Raw genomic sequence first — 18,046 nt, forward strand, 5'->3', positions numbered from 1 at the left:
AGTGCTGTCTGATCTTCTAGCCGGGGCCGTCGCCGACGCTGAACTTCGTCGGGCCGCCCGTCCGTTCGCCATCGTCGAGGCAACCGCTCTCGACCAAACTCCCGCGATCGATGCCCTGGCGGTGCTCGCACCCGCCGATCAGGTCAAGATCATCGCGGAGGTCAAGCGCGCCAGCCCGTCCCGGGGCACCCTGGCCGAGATTTCGGACCCTGCCGCCCTCGCCGTCTCCTACGAGTTCGGCGGCGCCAGCGCGATCAGCGTGCTCACCGAAGGTCGCAAGTTCCTCGGCTCCCTGTCAGACCTCGAGCAAGTGCGATCCGCCGTGCGCATCCCGGTGCTGCGTAAAGACTTCATCGGCTTGCCGTACCAGGTCTTCGAGGCCAGGGCGGCAGGTGCCGACATGGTTCTGCTCATCGTCGCCGCACTCGACCAGACCACCCTGGTCTCCCTGCACGACCTCGTGCGCCAGCTCGGCATGACCGCGCTGGTCGAGACCCATAGCGCCGAGGAGGTCGACCGTGCCCTGGCCATTGGCGCAAGCCTCGTCGGGGTAAACGCCCGCGACCTGTCCACGTTCCAACTCGATCAGGACCTGTTCGGCAGGCTCGCGGACCGGATCCCCTCGGGCGTCGCCCGCGTCGCCGAATCGGCCGTCAAGACCGCCGCCGACGTGGCGCACTACCGCGCCGCCGGCGCCGACATCGTGCTCGTCGGCGAGGCCCTCGTCACAAACGATCCCATCCGAACCCTCTCCGAATTCCTGGCGGTTTAAATGTCAACGTCCCTCAGAACAGAAGCAGGCCCGTACTTCGGCGACTTCGGCGGGAGGTTCGTGCCGGAGTCCCTCGTGGCTGCCCTCGACGAGCTGACCGACGAGTACGCTCTGGCACGGCAGGACCCGGCCTTCGCGGCCGAATTGATGGAATTGCACCGGAGCTACACCGGGCGCCCGTCCATCATCACCGAGGTGCCCCGGTTCGCCGCGCACGCCGGCGGTGCCCGCATCATCCTCAAGCGGGAAGACCTCAACCACACCGGCTCGCACAAAATCAACAATGTGCTCGGCCAGGCTCTTCTCACCAAGCGCATCGGCAAGTCCCGCGTCATCGCCGAGACGGGCGCCGGGCAGCATGGCGTGGCGGCCGCGACGGCCGCCGCCCTGTTCGGGCTCGACTGCGTCGTCTACATGGGCGAGGTCGACACGGAGCGCCAGGCCCTGAATGTGGCCCGGATGCGACTGCTCGGCGCCGAGGTCGTGCCGGTCAAGACCGGGTCCCGCACCCTGAAAGACGCCATCAACGACGCCATGCGTGACTGGGTCACCAACGTTGAGACCACCAACTACATCTTCGGTACCGTCGCCGGGCCGCATCCGTTTCCGGCCATGGTGCGCGACTTCCAGAAGATCATCGGCGAGGAGGCCCGCCAGCAGGTGCTGGACCTCACCGGCCGCCTCCCCGACGCGGTCACCGCCTGCGTCGGCGGTGGTTCGAACGCCATGGGTATCTTCCACGCGTTCCTCGACGACCCGGAGGTGGCCCTGGTCGGCTACGAGGCCGGCGGTGACGGCGCGGAGACCCTGCGCCATGCGGCGACGATCACCAAGGGGCGCCCCGGCATCCTGCACGGCGCCCGCAGCTTCCTGCTGCAGGACGAAGACGGTCAGACCGTGGAGTCGCACTCCATCTCTGCGGGTCTGGACTACCCGGGGGTGGGCCCGGAACATGCGTGGCTCGCCAGTATCGGCCGGGCCACCTACCTGCCGGTCACCGATGACGAGGCGATGAGCGCCCTCCGGCTGCTCAGCCGCACGGAGGGCATCATCCCCGCCATCGAGTCGGCGCACGCCCTCGCCGGCACCTTGGACCTCGGCAAGCAGCTCGGACCTGACGCCACCATCCTGGTAAACCTCAGCGGACGCGGCGACAAGGACATGGAAACCGCGGGTCGGTACTTCGACCTGCTCGACAAGGGCGCGGAACAGTCATGAGCACGGAAACAGGTACGGGTTCCACGACCGGAACGACGAGCACGGTCGAGGCGACAATCGCCCGTCGCCGCTCCGAGGGCGGCGGTGCTCTGATCGGCTACCTGCCCGTCGGGTTTCCCACCCTGACCGAGAGCATCGACGCGGCCGTGGCACTCGCGCAGAACGGTGTCGACGTCATCGAGCTGGGCCTGCCGTACACCGATCCCGTCATGGACGGGCCAGTGATCCAGGCGGCCACCCAGCAGGCTCTGGCCAACGGCTTTCGGCTGCGGCACGGGATCGAGGCCGTCGCGGCGATCACCGCCCAGGTGAACGTGCCCGTTCTGGTCATGACCTACTGGAACCCGATCATGCAGTACGGCGTGGACCGGTTCGCCGACGACCTGCTCGCGGCGGGAGGCGCCGGGCTGATCACGCCCGACCTCATCCCCGACGACGCGGCCGCCTGGGTGGGAGCCAGCACGCGAACCGGACTCGACCGTGTCTTCCTCGCCGCCCCGTCGTCGTCCGACGCCCGGCTGCGTCAGGCAGTGGACGCCAGCCGCGGCTTCGTCTACGCGGCCTCCACCATGGGAATCACCGGCGCCCGTGGCGACGTGGACTCCGCCGCGCGGGTGCTCGTCGACCGCCTCCGCGCCGTCGGGTCCACCAGCGCGTGCGTCGGACTCGGCATCTCCACCCCGGAGCAGGTGCGGGAGATCCTCGCCTACGCCGATGGCGCCATCGTCGGTTCCGCCCTGGTCAAGGCACTGTCCGACGGGGGAGTGCCGGCCCTGGCCGTCCTCACCCGTGACCTCGCGGCCAGTGCCCGGGATCTGCGCCCCGCCGTCTGATCCCCGCCATCGAAGCACCCAAAAGCTAAGGTAAGTTGACCGAGGCGGTCACGGGGCCTCCCCGGCGCCACGATGAAAGGTAGTCCCCAGGTGTCTTTTCTTCTGAGCATCCCGAGCCCGAGCCCCGAATGGAGCTCGTTCACCCTCGGCCCGTTCACCATCCACGCCTACGCCCTCTGCATTCTGGCAGGGATCATCGCCGCCACCGTCATGACGAGCCGCCGACTGTCTGCGCGCGGCGGAGAGCCGGGCGTGGTGCTGGACATCATCCTGTGGGCCGTTCCGCTCGGCATCGTCGGCGCGCGCTTCTACCATGTGCTCACGCACCCCTCCGACTACTTCTTCGAGGGTGCCAACCCTCTCGAGGTGTTCGCCATTTGGAACGGCGGCAACGCCATCTTCGGAGCGCTCCTGGGCGGGGCCGTCGGCGCTTACATCGGCTGCCGCATCTCGGGCATCCGGTTCTGGGCCTTCGCGGACGCCCTGGCACCGGGGATGCTCGTGGCGCAGGCCATGGGCCGCCTCGGCAACTGGTTCAACGAGGAGCTCTTCGGTCTGCCGACCGACCTGCCCTGGGGCCTCGAGGTGTCCGCGGCGAACCCGGCCCTCCCGATCGGGCTTCCCCCCGAAACGTTGTTTCACCCAACCTTCCTCTACGAGATGGTCTGGAACGTGGTCGGCGTCGTCCTGATCCTCGCGATCGAACGCAAGGTCGCGCTCCGCTGGGGCAAGGCCTTCGGCGTCTACCTGATTTGGTATGGCCTCGGCCGCAGCTTCTTCGAATCGATCCGGGTCGACCCGAGCGAGATGTTCTTCGGCCTCCGCACCAATGTGTGGGCCGCTTTCGCCGCCATCCTGCTGGGAATCATCCTGATCGTCGTGCAGAGCAAGCGCCACACGGGCCTGCCCGCGAGCGTGTACATTCCCGGCCGCGAGTGGAAGGGGCCCGACGCTGAGGTAGAATCTGATGAGTTTGATTCGGACCCCAAGGATCACGGTGACAAGGCCGTCGGTCCCGCCGGATCAGGCGACGTTGCAGCCACAAGCACCAGCAACTCGCGCCTCTAGGCTCAAGGTTGACTCCAACCTGTTCCACGGCTTGTGACCCGGTATGACGGGCCGCCGCGCACATGTCTACCTGAGCGGGCCAGCGTCGTCCCCACTCGCCAGTTACTTTTGTGAGGACGGTCCAATGCCGCAAACACCCCTCTTCTCGCGCTTCAGCGCAGTGCCGAAGCCGCAGGGCTTGTACAACCCGGCCGATGAGCGCGATGCCTGCGGCCTCGCCATGGTTGCCACGCTTCGGGGCACCGCCGGGCACGACATCATCACCCTCGCCCTCGACGCGCTGCGCAACCTCGAGCACCGCGGTGCGGTCGGATCGGATGCCGGCACCGGAGACGGCGCGGGCATCATCACTCAGGTTCCCGACGAGTTCCTGCGGTCGGTCACCGATTTCGCCTTGCCCGCGGCGGGCCGCTACGCGGTCGGCAATGTGTTCCTGCCGATCGATCCCACCAAGCGCAGCGGCATCAAGCGTCAGATCAACCGGATCGCCCTCGAAGAGGGACTGGTGATCCTCGGCTGGCGCGAAGTTCCCGTGCGCCCCGACGAGGTCGGCACCCTGGCGCGCGCGGCCATGCCGGCCATCCAGCAACTGTTCGTGCAGAGCGCCCGCACGACCGAGGCCGGCGACACGCTCGGCGACATCGCGCTGGACCGCCAGGCAGTCAGGCTGCGGAAGCGTGCCGAACGCGAGCTGGAGATCTACTTCGCCTCACTGTCCTGTCGCACCGTGGTCTACAAGGGTATGGTCACGACGCTTCAGCTGGAGCCGTTCTACCCGGACCTGTCCGATCCGCGCTTCGTCTCCAAGCTCGCCCTCGTGCACTCCCGCTACTCCACCAACACGTTCCCGTCCTGGCCGCTCGCGCAGCCGTTCCGCATGATCGCGCACAACGGCGAGATCAACACGGTTCAGGGCAACCGCAACTGGATGCAGGCGCGCCAGTCGCAGCTCGAATCCGACCTGCTCGGCGACCTGGCGCCGCTGCTCCCGATCGTCACCCCCGGCGGCAGCGATTCGGCCTCGTTCGATGAGGTCGTTGAGCTGCTCAGCCTGTCGGGGCGTTCGCTCCCGCACGCCGTCATGATGATGGTGCCGGAGGCCTGGGAGAACCAGACCGACCTCGACGCCGAACGCCGTGCGTTCTACGAGTACCATTCCATGCTGATGGAGCCGTGGGACGGCCCGGCCGCGATCGTGTTCACCGACGGATCCCTCGTCGGCGCCACCCTCGACCGCAACGGGCTGCGCCCCGGCCGCTACCTCATCACCGACGACGGCCTCGTCGTGCTCGCCAGCGAGATCGGGGTGCTCGACATCGACCCCAACCGGGTGGTGCGCAAGGGCCGCCTGCGTCCCGGCAAGATGTTTCTGGTCGACACGGTCGCCGGACGCCTGATCGAAGACGACGAGATCAAGGCCGACCTCGCGGCCAGCGAGCCGTGGGGAACCTGGCTGGACGCCGGGCGCATCAACCTCAAGGATCTGCCCGAGCGGGAGCACATCGTGCACCCGCCGGCATCCGTCGTGCGCCGCCAGCGCACCTTCGGCTACACCGAGGAGGAGGTGCGCATCCTGCTCGCGCCGATGGCTCGCCTCGGCGGGGAACCGCTCGGCGCGATGGGCTCCGACACCCCCATCGCCGTGCTCAGCGACCGACCCCGGCTGCTCTTCGATTACTTCACGCAGCAGTTCGCTCAGGTGACCAACCCGCCGCTCGACTCGATCCGCGAGGAAGTTGTCACTTCCCTCAAGCTCGGGCTCGGTCCGGAACGCAACCTCCTCTCGGTGGGCCCCGAGCACGCCCGGCAGGTCGTGCTCGATTTCCCCGTGATCGACAACGACGAGTTGGCGAAGATCCAGCACATCGACACCGCGCCGGGCAGCCGCACCACCAGGACCATTCGCGGGCTCTACCGGTTCGAAGACGGGCCGGACGCCTTGGAGGCCCGCATCAAGGAGATGTGCGCCGAGGCCGACGCCGCCATCGACGACGGCGCGATGTTCCTCGTCCTGTCCGACCGGGATTCCAACAAGGATCTGGCCCCGATCCCGTCGCTGCTGATGATTGCCGCGGTTCACCACCACCTGATCCGCACCGAGAACCGCATGAAGGTCGGCATCGTGGTCGAGGCCGGCGATGTGCGCGAGGTGCACCACGTCGCCCTCCTGATCGGCTACGGCGCATCCGCCGTGAACCCGTACCTTGCGATGGAAACGTGCGAGGATTTGGTGCGCAGTGGCTACATCACGACCGGCACGCCCGAACAGGCCGTGCGCAACGTGATCAAGGCCCTCGGCAAGGGCGTGCTCAAGATCATGTCCAAGATGGGGATCTCGACCGTCTCCTCCTACGCCGGCGCGCAGACCTTCGAGGCCGTGGGACTGAGCCAGGAATTCATCGACCAGTACTTCACCGGCACCACGAGCAAGCTCGGCGGCATCGGCATCGAGGTGGTCGCGGCCGAGAATGAGGCCCGGCACCGGGCCGCCTACCCCGAGGATGCCGCGGTCACCGCGCACGAACGCCTCGCGACCGGAGGTGAGTACCAGTGGCGCCGCGACGGGTCTCCGCACCTGTTCAACCCGGACACCATTTTCCGGCTCCAGCATTCCACCCGCACGCGCAGCTACGACATCTTCCGCGAGTACACGAAACTAGTCGACGACCAGGCGACGAGCCTGATGACGCTGCGCGGCATGTTCACCTTCACCACCGGCAAGCGCCACCCCGTGCCGCTGGACGAGGTGGAACCGATCTCCTCGATCGTGAAGCGCTTCGCGACGGGGGCGATGAGCTACGGATCGATCTCCGCCGAGGCGCACGAGACCCTCGCCATCGCAATGAACCGCCTTGGGGGCAAGTCCAACACCGGTGAGGGTGGAGAAGACCTTGACCGCCTGCTCGACCCGGAGCGACGCAGCGCCGTCAAGCAGGTGGCATCCGGCCGGTTCGGTGTGACCAGCATGTACTTGTCCCACGCCGACGACATCCAGATCAAGCTGGCGCAGGGAGCCAAGCCCGGCGAGGGCGGCCAGCTGCCGCCCACGAAGGTCTACCCGTGGATCGCCCGCACCCGGCACGCGACCGCCGGCGTCGGCCTGATCTCGCCGCCCCCGCACCACGATATCTACTCGATCGAAGACCTCAAACAGTTGATCTTCGACCTGAAGCGGGCGAATCCGACCGCACGCATCCACACCAAGCTCGTCAGCCAGTCCGGTATCGGCGCGGTCGCCGCCGGAGTGGCCAAGGCCCTGTCCGACGTCATTCTCATCTCCGGTCACGACGGCGGAACCGGCGCGAGCCCGCTCAACTCCCTCAAGCACGCGGGGACCCCCTGGGAACTCGGCCTGGCCGAAACGCAGCAGACCCTGATGCTCAACGGGATGCGCGACCGGGTCGTGCTGCAGGTCGACGGCCAGTTGAAGACCGGCCGTGACGTCATCATCGGAGCGTTGCTCGGCGCCGAGGAGTTCGGCTTCGCTACCGCCCCGCTGATCGTGGAGGGCTGCGTCATGATGCGCGTCTGCCACCTGGACACCTGCCCCGTCGGGGTGGCCACCCAGAATCCCGAGCTGCGCAAACGTTTCACTGGCAAGGCCGAGCACGTGATCAACTTCTTCGAGTTCATCGCTCAGGAGGTGCGCGAGTACCTCGCCGAGCTCGGATTCCGCAGCCTCGACGAGGCCATCGGCCACCGGGAGGTGCTCGACGTCAACGGGGCGCTTACGCACTGGAAGGCCTCCGGACTCGACCTGTCGCCCATCCTCGTCGGTCCGGACTTCTCCGCGGGGGAGCCCCGGCAGTCCGGTCGCCCTCAGGAGCACGAACTTGAGCTCCACTTCGACAACGAACTGATCCGGCAGAGCGCCAGTGTGCTTGAACATGGTGGGCAGGTCTCGATCTCCCTGCCCATCCGAAACACCGAGCGGGCCGTGGGCACCATGCTCGGCCACGAGGTCACCGTGCGCCACGGCGAGAACGGGCTGCCGTCCGGTTCCATCGACGTCACCCTCACCGGCAGCGCCGGACAGTCCTTCGGCGCGTTCCTGCCGAGCGGCATCATCCTGCGGCTCGAGGGTGACTCCAACGACTACGTCGGCAAGGGTCTCTCCGGTGGCCAGATCACCGTGCGACCCGACCGGGGCAGCCTGTTCCCGGCCGAGCAGAACGTGATCGCCGGTAACGTCATCGGCTACGGCGCGACCCAGGGCAGCATGTTCATCCGCGGCATCGTGGGCGAACGCTTCCTGGTGCGCAACTCCGGGGCCACCGCCGTCGTCGAGGGCGTGGGAGATCACGCCCTCGAATACATGACCGGGGGACTGGCGGTCATCCTGGGCGAAACGGGGCGCAACCTGGGTGCCGGTATGTCTGGCGGAACCGCCTACGTCTACGGTCTTCGTACCGAGGATGTCAACCGGCAGGCCCTCGACTCCGGCGAACTCACACTTCTGCCGCTCGGCGGCGCGGACCGCGAGATCGTGCGCGACTTGCTCGGACAGCATCATGACCAGACCGAGTCCGCCCTGGCGGCCCGGCTGCTGGCCGATTTCGAGACCACCATGTCCACATTCGTCAAGGTGCTACCGCGCGACTACGCGGCCGTCCTGGCAACCAGGCAGATCGCCGTCGACGAGGGCCTCGACCCCGATGGCGTCGTCGTTTGGAACCGCATTCTGGAGGCAACCAATGGCTGATCCGAAAGGATTCCTCAAGACCACGGACCGGGAGCTTCCGGCCCGCCGTCCCGTATCCGTTCGTCTGATGGACTGGAAAGAGGTCTACGAGCAGGGCGACGCGACGCAACTGAAACGCCAGGCCGGCCGCTGTATGGACTGCGGTGTGCCGTTCTGTCAGCAGGGCTGCCCGCTCGGCAACATCATTCCGGAATGGAACGACCTCACCTGGCGGGACGAGGGTCGACAGGCCATCGAACGTCTCCATGTCACCAACAACTTCCCGGAGTTCACCGGGCGTCTCTGCCCGGCACCCTGTGAGTCGGCCTGCGTTCTCGGAATCAGTCAGCCGCCGGTCACGATCAAGCAGGTTGAGGTCTCCATCATCGACCAGGCCTTCGCCAACGGATGGGTGCAGCCCCAGCCGCCCGGACGCCTCACCGGCAAGACGATCGCGGTCGTCGGCTCTGGCCCGGCCGGCCTCGCGGCCGCGCAGCAGCTCACGCGGGCCGGTCACACGGTGGCGGTCTTCGAGCGCGACGACCGGATCGGCGGGCTTTTACGTTACGGCATCCCGGACTTCAAGATGGAGAAGAAGCACCTCGAGACCCGACTCGGCCAGATGACGGCCGAGGGCACCCGCTTCCGAGCAGGCGTCACCATCGGGGTCGACATCACCTGGGATGACCTCCGGGCCCGCTATGACGCTGTGGTGGTCGCCACGGGGGCCCTGGTGCCCCGCGACCTGCCGATCCCCGGGCGCGACCTGCCCGGAGTGCACTTCGCCATGGAATACCTCGTGCAGCAGAACAAGGTCGGCGCCGGCGACACTGTTGACCAGCAGATCACCGCCGAGGGCAAGCACGTGGTCGTACTCGGCGGCGGCGACACCGGCGCCGACTGCATCGGTACCGCGCACCGCCAGGCCGCGGCATCCGTCACGAATCTCGCTATCGGCCGCCAACCGGGCATGGAACGGGCGGAACACCAGCCGTGGCCGCTGTCACCGACGCTGTTCGAGGTGTCGAGCGCCCACGAAGAGGGCGGCAACCGCGAGTACCTGGTGTCGACGGTGGAGTTCCTGGCCAACGAAGCGGGTGAGGTGCGCGCCATCCGCGTGGCCGAGACCGAATTCCGGGGCGGACGCCGGGTGCCCAAGGCCGGAACGGAGCGCGAGATCCCTGCGGATCTGGTTCTCCTGGCCATGGGCTTCACCGGTCCTGAATCACGCGAGCTGACCGACCAGCTGCACGTGCCGGTCGATGGGCGGAGTAATGTCGAGCGTGACGTTAATTACCAGACCAGCCATGAAGGCGTGTTCGTTGCTGGTGATGCCGGCCGTGGCCAGTCGCTCATCGTCTGGGCGATCGCCGAAGGTCGGGCTGCTGCGGCAGCCGTCGACAAATTCCTCGAAGGCGAGACGCAACTGCCTGCACCGGTCAAACCGTCCGATCATGCCTTCGCAATCTGATTGGTCACTGATCCAGTGATTCGATTCCAAGAGATCCACCACCCCGTGGTCTCCCAACCATCAACAGAGAATATGCGCCGAAACAGCGCGGAAACCGGAGTTCTTTCAGAATGAGACGCGCCAAAATTGTCGCCACGCTCGGGCCGGCAGCAGCCAGCTACGATCAAATTCGTGCCCTTATCGATGCCGGTGTCGACGTCTGCCGGATGAACCTGAGCCACGGGGACTACCAGGTCCACGAGGGTGTTTATGCGAATGTACGCAAAGCAGCGAACGACTCCGGTCGTGCCGTCGCCGTCATGGTCGACCTGCAGGGACCGAAGATCCGTCTCGGAAAATTCGAAGGCGGCCCTTACGAACTTGCCCTCGGAGACATTTTTAAGATCACCACAGAAGAAATCCTGGGTACCAAGGAACTCTCCGGCACCACGTACAAGGGCCTGCCCCAGGACGTCAGGCCCGGCGACTTCCTGCTGATCGACGACGGCAAGGTCAAGGTCGAGGTGGTGGCCACGAACGACACCGTCGTGACGACCAAGGTGATCGTTGCCGGCCCCGTGTCGAACAACAAGGGCATCAACCTGCCCGGTGTCGCCGTCAACGTGCCGGCCCTGTCCGAAAAGGACGAGGCCGACCTGCGCTGGGGTCTCCGCCTCGGCACGGACCTGATCGCGCTGTCGTTCGTTCGGGACGCCGCCGACATCACCCGCGTGCACGAGATCATGGCCGAAGAAGGACGCCGCGTTCCCGTGATCGCGAAGATCGAGAAGCCGCAGGCCGTGGAGAACCTCGAGGGCATCGTCGACGCGTTCGACGCCATCATGGTGGCCCGTGGCGACCTGGGCGTGGAGCTGCCGCTCGAGGCCGTTCCGATCGTGCAGAAGCAGGCGGTCGAGCTCGCTCGTCGCATGGCCAAGCCGGTCATCGTGGCGACGCAGATGCTCGAGTCCATGATCCACAGCCCGGTGCCGACCCGCGCGGAGACGTCTGACGTCGCCAACGCCGTGCTCGACGGCGCGGATGCGGTCATGCTCAGTGGCGAGACCAGCGTCGGCGAGTACCCCGTCGTCACGGTCCAGACGATGGCGCGGATTGTCGCGTCGACCGAGGACCACGGCCTGGAGCGTATCGTTCCGCTGACGAACAAGCCGCGTACCCAGGGCGGTGCGATTACCCTCGCCGCCATCGAGGTCGCCGAGTTCGTCGAAGCGAAGTTCCTGTGCATCTTCACGGAGTCCGGTGACTCGGCCCGACGGATGTCCCGGCTGCGGTCGAAGATCCCCATGCTGGCTTTCACCCCGGAGCCCGGTATCCGTCGTCGACTGGCCCTCACCTGGGGCATCCAGACCTACCTGGTCGACCGGGTCACCCACACGGATGCCATGTTCGGACAGGTGGATGACATCCTGCTGGGCCAGGGTCTGGCACAGCTCGGTGACAAGGTCGTCGTCATCAGCGGTTCCCCTCCCGGCATCGCGGGTTCCACGAACGACATCCGTGTGCACCGCGTCGGCGATGCCCACAATGAAGTTCACCCGGCGTACGCGAAGAAGTAGCGCCGCGACGGAGAAAGCCCCGCCGCCCGGCTTCGGGTGGCGGGGCTTTCTCGTGCTGTCAAATCTGCGCGGCACAGCCGAGCGCCGTGATTCTGTGACCCACCGCCCCCGGGCGACACCCTGTTCCCCTTCAGTGTCGCCCATGAGGCTGTGCGCGTGAACACTCCGAACCGGAGCGTGACTGGACGGTCCGTGGCGTGCGCGGGTCCCCCGACCCGGTAGCGTGGGCATGTCCAACCTCATTTCAGGCTAGCACCTGTTGGACATGTCTAATGTCACGGTCCGGCGCCACGGGACAGCGGCGCACAGGGGGGAGCAGGACGTGAACTACGAAGCACGCACCGAGCGGGCGCGCGAACTGGTGGCCACCCTCACCCTCCCGCGTCCGCTGACCGCCGCGACGCTGCACCGGTACATGGAAGGTCTGCGCGGCAAGGCGATCCTGATTCGTGCGGCGAGTCCGCGGCTCGTAGAATCCGGAGTCTGCGGGCTGTGGATCGAGGTCGCCGGGGAGAATTTCGAGCGCATCCACCATGCGCCGACGGACTCCGCCGTGCACCGCCAGCAGTTCATCAACCATGAGTTCGGCCACATGATCCTGCGGCATGAGAAGCAGCTGATGCCGGCCGAGCGGGTCGCGCTGCTCGCACCCCTCATCCCGCTCGACTCGATCGCATACGCGCTGTCCCGCAGCAACTTCACCGACGAGCAGGAAGCCCTGGCCGAGGCGATCGGCGACCGGCTGGCCCTGATCATGTTCGGAGACAGCGCCGAAACGGCCAACGGCCCCCGAACCGGTTTCGGCCGGGTGCTGTAGTGCAGATCATCCTGCTATCGGTGTCGGCGTTGATCTGGATCGCCACAATATTGTGCGTGCCGTCACTCCTTCGCGGTCGTCGTCGCCGTCTCTTCTGGGTCCTCGTTGCTTTCGGGACGACAATGACCCTGCAGCCTTACGTCGTGTACAACGCCGTCGACGGACTACTGGGTGGGGACAACGTCGCCTACTTCAGCTTTCATGCAACGGCGATCGTTACCATTGGTCTCCTGGACGGCATCGTGCAGGAGGCCGTGTCCGTGGGCGGTCTCACGCGGCGTAGGAATCAGGTGACCGCACTCGTCACCGGCGCAATTGTCACCGCCCAAGCTGTCCTATTCTTCGGCGGAGACTGGCGTTTTCGAGACCAGATCCACGAGGCTTTTCCGAATCGTTGGGATTTCGCCGCCTACTCGTCCACCACGTGGATTGCGATGGCCCTCTTCTCCGTGTCGGTAGGTGCGGCATGCGCGTCCGATCTACGCCTTCAGCATCGGTTGATCACTCGGGCGTCTCTCGCTCTCGTTGTGCTCGGTTGCCTCGGGGTTCTGGTCTACACGATCGTCAGCTTCGCGAGCGTGACCGCAGCCCTTCTCAGTCCGGACTTCTCCTTTGACGGGTGGCCCTACACCGCTTACCACATCGCCCTCGCCACCGCTCCCGTCTGCCTCGGCCTGGGTCTGGGTCTGACTGCCATGGAAGTGGGTATCCAGGCCCTGGCGAAGACCAGCCGCAACCGGGTGCTGCTGTGGCAGATCACTCCGTTGTGGGAGCGCCTGCTGGCCGGATCTCCGGAGCTCAGCATCGAGCGCGACCTCTCGCGCGTCGGGCTGCTCCTCGTGCGGGCTCCCGGCGCTCACCTGTACCGGCGTTACGTCGAGGTGCGGGATAGCCTGCTCCTCAACCCAGACCAGAGCCTGACGGTATCTGAACGGACACTGATCAACGCCGCCGAGAACCACGTGCGGGCCATCCCCGCCGCAGCTTCGATCGTCACCACCCTTGCCCGCCCCGCGACACCCCGACAGGACCACACATCGTGATTGACCCGCGAGCAGCCGACGACGGGCCCAGCATCCCCGGCGCACCGATCAGTCCGCAGCGGGAACTGGCACGCAAGCTCAACCTCCTGCTTGACGTGGTCGTCGCCGAGGGCAACACGCCGCACACCTACAAGCAGATCGCCGCGGGACTGCAGGCGCGGGGCCTGTCGCTCTCCCGAGCCCGGTGGGCCTACATGATCACCGGGGACGGGCCTCTCGTGACAGACGTCGACCTGCTCACGGGCATCGGCGAGTTCTTCCGTATCCCGCCGGAGTACCTGCTGGGCTCTGACTGCGACCTCCCCGACCGCGTCGATTCCCAGCTCGCGTTCGTGAAAAGCCTGCGTGCCCAGCGCGTGGTCAACTTCGCGGCACGCACGCTCGGGGATGTGTCCCCGGAGACGCTGCGGTCGATCACCGCGCTCCTGGAAGAGGACATGCAGCGCGGCGATGCCGCGCGACCCGCTGAGGGCTGACGGGCTGACGGGCTGACGGGCTGGCCGATGCGCCGACTGGCGCTGACGCCCCGGCAGAGCCGAAACGGCCCGACTCGGCGGAAATTTCTGCCTGGGGGTGTTGGTACCGGTGGTGGGACTCGAACCCACACGTCCTTGCGAACAAAGCATTTTGAGTGCTCCGCGTCTGCCATTCCGCCACACCGGCTCACAACACCTGCTCCAGAATACCGTAGGCTTTCCCCCGTGACCGACCAAGACTCCACCCCAGTACCTCCTCGCCGCGTTGTCGTTGCCGAGGATGAGTCCCTCATCCGCCTCGACATCGTCGAAATCCTCCGTGACGCCGGATTCGAGGTGGTCGGTGAAGCCGGCGACGGAGAAACCGCTGTCGCCCTGGCCACCGAGCTGCGGCCCGACCTGGTCATCATGGACGTGAAGATGCCGCACCTCGACGGAATTTCCGCGGCCGAGCGCATCACCAAGGCGCACATCGCCCCCGTCGTGCTGCTGACCGCGTTCAGCCAGAAAGAACTCGTCGAGCGCGCCACGGAAGCGGGCGCGCTGGCCTACGTGGTCAAGCCGTTCACCCCGAACGACCTGCTGCCCGCCATCGAGATCGCGCTGTCGCGCTACAGCCAGATCATCACCCTCGAGGCCGAGGTGGCCGACCTCGTCGAGCGCTTCGAGACCCGCAAGCTCGTCGACCGGGCCAAGGGCCTGCTCAACGAGAAGATGGGGCTCACCGAGCCCGAGGCCTTCCGGTGGATCCAGAAGGCGTCCATGGACCGCCGGCTCACCATGCACGACGTCGCCCAGGCGATTATCGAGCAGCTCAGCGCCAAGAAGTAACCTTCGGCAGCCGGGCAGATCACCCTTCGAGGTTGATGCCTGGCCGTTTTTCAAGCCTCGGGTCTTGCGCCTCGGGCCGGTTCGTCAGTTCCTTGATCAGATTGGTAATCCGGATCGTCGAGCAGCGCCGGCCCTGATCATCCGTGACCGCGATCTCGTGCGTCGTGAGCGTACGGCCCAGGTGCACCGGCGTGCAGACACCCGTGACGAAGCCCGACGTCGCCGACCGGGTATGCGTGGCATTGATCTCGATCCCCACCGCCAGGCGGCCGGGACCGGCGTGCAGATTGGCGGCCATCGAGCCCAGCGACTCGCCCAGCACGACATAGGCGCCACCGTGCAGGAGCATCGCCGGTTGCGTGTTGCCCTCGACGGGCATCCGTGCCACCGCGCGCTCGATGGTGAACTCGACGAACTCGATGCCCATCTTTTCGGCCAGGGAGCCGGCTCCCCGCTGCTGGACCCACTCGAGGGCGTCCGTGGTCTGCTGGATCATAGTCACCTTCGGTCGCTGCACCTGCCCGCGCCGGATGACGCTTGTAGGCTATCTCTGTGTCAGATTCCGAAAAGCCTACCCTGATGATCATCGACGGCCATTCCCTGGCCTACCGGGCGTTCCACGCCCTCCCCGTGGACAGTTTCCAGACCCACGACGGGCAGCACACCAACGCCATCCACGGGTTCCTGTCCATGCTGCTCAGTCTGCTGCGCAACGAGAAGCCCACGCACATCGCCGTGGCGTTCGACATCTCGCGGTTCTCCTTTCGAACGCGCGAATACGCCGATTACAAGGGCACGCGGGCCAGCACGCCAAGCGAGTTCATCGGGCAGGTGCCGCTGCTGCAGGAGGCCCTGGCTGCGATGAACATCACGACGCTGACCAAGGAAGACTTCGAGGCCGACGACATCCTCGCAACACTGTCCGTGCGCGGCAACCAGGAAGGCTTCCATGTCCTGGTGGTCTCGGGGGACCGGGACACGATCCAACTCGTCAACGAAAACGTCACCCTGCTCTACCCGGCCAGCCAGGGCGTCTCGGCGCTCACCCGCTACGACCCGGCCCGGGTGCGCGAGAAGTACGGCATCGAGCCGGCACAATACCCGGATGTCGCGGCCCTGGTCGGCGAGACCAGCGACAACCTGATCGGGATCTCCAAGGTGGGGGAGAAGACCGCCGTGAAATGGCTCGGCCTCTACGGCAGCCTCGACGGCATCCTGGAACACGCCGAGGAGATCAAGGGCGTCGTCGGCAACAACCTGCGCGAGCAGAAAGAGAACGCGATCCGCAACCGGCGACTCAACCACCTCGTCACCGACCTTGACCTCCCGGTGGAGCTCCCCGACCTCGTGCGGCGCCCCATCGACGAACCGGCCGTGCGCGCTGTGTTCGGTCGGCTCGAGTTTCGCACCCTGCTTGACCGCGTGATCAAGCTTGAGGGCGCCGGCGCGACCGGAGGCGTCGCCGTGGTCGTGCCGGAGGAAGTGCTGGTCGCCGCGCCTCAGGCCCCCGCCGCCCAGGACCTGCTCGACGAGGAGCTGGCCGCGTGGATCGCCCGGGCCACGGTCGCCTCCCCGCAGGGCCTCGCTCTCTCCGTCGAGGTACACGAGGGCAAGGCCATCGGCTTCGGAGTGTCCGGACCGACCGAGTCGGTAAACCTGCCCTGGCAGCCCGGACGCACGGACTACCTCGCATTCGAGGCCTGGCTGGCCAGCGACTCGCCCAAGATCATGCACGACGCCAAGAGCCAGATCAAGGCGCTCCGCCGCAGCAACCTGGACTTTTCGGGGCTGGTGTTCGACAGCCTGATCGCGGGCTGGCTACTGCGCCCCGGGGTGCCGGACAAAACCCTCGCCACCCTCGTCTTGCGATACCTGGGCGAAACCCTGCCGGTGACCGACCCCAACCAGCTGATCCCGGCCGAGAACGAGGCCGGGGGCGTGCCGGTGGAGTCCTGGTACACGTTCCGGGTGGCCGCGGCCATCGACGCGATGCTCGACGACGGGTCCCGCGAGGTGCTCACCACCATCGAGATGCCCACCCTGCTGGCACTCTCCGACATGGAACTGGCCGGCGTGGCCGTCTCCCATGACCAGTTGTCGGCACTGTCCGGCCAGCTGGGCGAGCGCGCCGCCGGGTTGGCCGCCGGCGCCTACGCCGAGATCGGCCGCGAGGTGAACCTCGGTTCACCCAAGCAGTTGCAGGAGGTGCTGTTCGACCAGCTCGGCATGCCCAAGACCCGGGCGAACAAGACCGGGTTCTCCACGGATGCCGGGGCTCTGGCCGACCTGCAGGCCAGCAACCCGCATCCGTTCCTTGACATGCTGTTGCAGCACCGCGACGCCACCAAGCTGCGCCAGATCGTGGAGACCCTGGACAAGGCCATCGACGAGACGGGACGTATCCACACCACGTACGTGCAGATCGGCACGGCCACCGGTCGGATCTCCTCCACCGACCCCAACCTGCAGAACATCCCGGTGCGCACCGAGGAGGGCCGCCGCATCCGGGCCGCATTCCACGCGGCCAACGGGGCCGACTGCCTGCTCACCGCCGACTACTCGCAGATCGAGATGCGCATCATGGCGCACCTTTCCGGCGACGCGGGACTGATCGAGGCCTTCAACGCCGGCGAAGACCTGCACCGGTTCGTCGGCGCAAGCGTGTTCGGCGTGGCGCCGGAAGACGTCACGAACGAGATGCGCTCCAAGGTCAAGGCCATGTCCTACGGCCTGGCCTACGGATTGAGCGCCTTCGGGCTGTCCCGGCAGCTGCGCATCGAGACGAAGGAGGCCAAGCAGCTCATCACAGACTACTTCGCCCGGTTCGGCGCGGTACGCGACTACCTGCGCAATGTCGTCGAGCAGGCCAAAATAGATGGTCACACGGCCACCATATTCGGCCGCCGCCGCCCGTTCCCCGAGCTGCACAGCGCCAACCGGGTCGTACGCGAGAACGCGGAGCGCGCGGCCCTCAACGCGCCGATCCAGGGGTCGGCCGCCGACATCATGAAGATCGCGATGAACGGGATCGCCGTGGACCTGATCGACGGCAATTTGGAGTCGCGCATGCTGCTTCAGGTACACGACGAACTGATCTTTGAGGTTGCCCCGGGGGAGTGGGATGCGCTCCGCCAGGTCGTGACGCACCGGATGGAGACCGCAGCGGACCTGTTGGTGCCGCTCGACGTGCAGGTCGGCCGCGGCGACAACTGGGATGCCGCCGCCCACTAGGCAGCGACTACCAGCCGCCCGAATGCAAGGTCCGGCGCTCCGCCCGCGG

At 66.7% G+C, this 18,046-nt stretch carries 13 protein-coding genes and 1 tRNA gene; 12 read left to right on the forward strand and 2 right to left on the reverse strand.

All coding sequences use genetic code 11. The annotated features are described in order from the left end of the window. Window position 1: 1 nt before the first annotated feature. From trpC to E3T25_RS00765, 10 genes are all read left to right on the forward strand, one after another. On the forward strand, window positions 2-772 hold the full coding sequence (gene trpC, locus E3T25_RS00720) for an indole-3-glycerol phosphate synthase TrpC (protein WP_134371557.1): 771 nt from the start codon (window positions 2-4) through the stop codon (window positions 770-772). Further along, a complete protein-coding gene (gene trpB / locus E3T25_RS00725) occupies window positions 773-1,990 on the forward strand; it encodes a tryptophan synthase subunit beta (RefSeq protein WP_104100533.1) in 1,218 nt (405 codons plus the stop codon). Continuing rightward, the gene (gene trpA / locus E3T25_RS00730; protein ID WP_104100534.1) at window positions 1,987-2,823 is read left to right on the forward strand and encodes a tryptophan synthase subunit alpha; all 837 of its coding nucleotides are present in this window, start codon (window positions 1,987-1,989) and stop codon (window positions 2,821-2,823) included. Before trpB ends, trpA begins: the two co-directional genes overlap by 4 nt. Window positions 2,824-2,895: 72 nt before the next feature. Beyond that, window positions 2,896-3,891, forward strand: a complete 996-nt coding sequence (gene lgt / locus E3T25_RS00735) for a prolipoprotein diacylglyceryl transferase (RefSeq protein WP_134371559.1) — start codon at window positions 2,896-2,898, stop codon at window positions 3,889-3,891. Window positions 3,892-4,015: 124 nt separating this feature from the next. Beyond that, window positions 4,016-8,593, forward strand: coding sequence for a glutamate synthase large subunit (gene gltB, locus E3T25_RS00740; RefSeq protein WP_104100536.1), 4,578 nt, complete (start codon window positions 4,016-4,018; stop codon window positions 8,591-8,593). Continuing rightward, complete coding sequence (locus E3T25_RS00745) at window positions 8,586-10,043, forward strand: glutamate synthase subunit beta (RefSeq protein ID WP_104100537.1); 1,458 nt, start codon at window positions 8,586-8,588, stop codon at window positions 10,041-10,043. Before gltB ends, E3T25_RS00745 begins: the two co-directional genes overlap by 8 nt. Before the next feature lie 110 nt (window positions 10,044-10,153). Continuing rightward, window positions 10,154-11,599, forward strand: a complete 1,446-nt coding sequence (gene pyk, locus E3T25_RS00750; RefSeq protein ID WP_104100538.1) for a pyruvate kinase — start codon at window positions 10,154-10,156, stop codon at window positions 11,597-11,599. Between the two features lie 322 nt (window positions 11,600-11,921). After that, window positions 11,922-12,416, forward strand: coding sequence for a hypothetical protein (locus E3T25_RS00755; protein ID WP_104100539.1), 495 nt, complete (start codon window positions 11,922-11,924; stop codon window positions 12,414-12,416). A 122-nt stretch (window positions 12,417-12,538) separates the two neighbouring features. After that, on the forward strand, window positions 12,539-13,459 hold the full coding sequence (locus E3T25_RS00760) for a DUF6545 domain-containing protein (protein ID WP_134342449.1): 921 nt from the start codon (window positions 12,539-12,541) through the stop codon (window positions 13,457-13,459). Further along, window positions 13,456-13,935, forward strand: a complete 480-nt coding sequence (locus E3T25_RS00765) for a hypothetical protein (RefSeq protein ID WP_241980496.1) — start codon at window positions 13,456-13,458, stop codon at window positions 13,933-13,935. Before E3T25_RS00760 ends, E3T25_RS00765 begins: the two co-directional genes overlap by 4 nt. 101 nt (window positions 13,936-14,036) lie before the next feature. Here the strand turns inward: E3T25_RS00765 and E3T25_RS00770 are convergent. Beyond that, window positions 14,037-14,122, reverse strand: a tRNA-Leu gene (locus E3T25_RS00770). 38 nt (window positions 14,123-14,160) lie between these two features. On the opposite strand from E3T25_RS00770, the gene E3T25_RS00775 reads away from it, so the two are divergent. Beyond that, a complete protein-coding gene (locus E3T25_RS00775; protein WP_104100541.1) occupies window positions 14,161-14,766 on the forward strand; it encodes an ANTAR domain-containing response regulator in 606 nt (201 codons plus the stop codon). A 19-nt stretch (window positions 14,767-14,785) separates the two neighbouring features. Here the strand turns inward: E3T25_RS00775 and E3T25_RS00780 are convergent, their stop codons facing one another. Further along, window positions 14,786-15,262: a hotdog fold thioesterase gene (locus tag E3T25_RS00780; RefSeq protein ID WP_104100542.1), complete on the reverse strand. Its 477-nt coding sequence runs from the start codon at window positions 15,260-15,262 to the stop codon at window positions 14,786-14,788. A 56-nt stretch (window positions 15,263-15,318) separates the two neighbouring features. Between E3T25_RS00780 and polA the strand changes: the two genes are divergently transcribed. Then, window positions 15,319-17,997 carry a DNA polymerase I gene (gene polA / locus E3T25_RS00785; protein ID WP_134371561.1) on the forward strand — a complete coding sequence of 893 codons (2,679 nt, stop codon included), beginning with the start codon at window positions 15,319-15,321 and terminating at the stop codon, window positions 17,995-17,997. Window positions 17,998-18,046: the final 49 nt, after the last annotated feature.

Origin of the sequence: Cryobacterium sandaracinum (genome assembly GCF_004403415.1) — a bacterium.
Lineage (GTDB): Bacteria > Actinomycetota > Actinomycetes > Actinomycetales > Microbacteriaceae > Cryobacterium > Cryobacterium sandaracinum.

What these genes read in the sequence shown, in the direction of transcription:
- pyk (WP_104100538.1), top strand. Translation starts at nt 10,154, where the DNA reads ATGAGACGCGCCAAAATTGTCGCCACGCTCGGGCCGGCAGCAGCCAGC.
- lgt (WP_134371559.1), top strand. Translation starts at nt 2,896, where the DNA reads ATGAAAGGTAGTCCCCAGGTGTCTTTTCTTCTGAGCATCCCGAGCCCG.
- trpB (WP_104100533.1), top strand. Translation starts at nt 773, where the DNA reads ATGTCAACGTCCCTCAGAACAGAAGCAGGCCCGTACTTCGGCGACTTC.
- trpA (WP_104100534.1), top strand. Translation starts at nt 1,987, where the DNA reads ATGAGCACGGAAACAGGTACGGGTTCCACGACCGGAACGACGAGCACG.
- gltB (WP_104100536.1), top strand. Translation starts at nt 4,016, where the DNA reads ATGCCGCAAACACCCCTCTTCTCGCGCTTCAGCGCAGTGCCGAAGCCG.
- E3T25_RS00745 (WP_104100537.1), top strand. Translation starts at nt 8,586, where the DNA reads ATGGCTGATCCGAAAGGATTCCTCAAGACCACGGACCGGGAGCTTCCG.
- E3T25_RS00760 (WP_134342449.1), top strand. Translation starts at nt 12,539, where the DNA reads ATGACCCTGCAGCCTTACGTCGTGTACAACGCCGTCGACGGACTACTG.
- E3T25_RS00780 (WP_104100542.1), bottom strand. Translation starts at nt 15,262, where the DNA reads ATGATCCAGCAGACCACGGACGCCCTCGAGTGGGTCCAGCAGCGGGGA.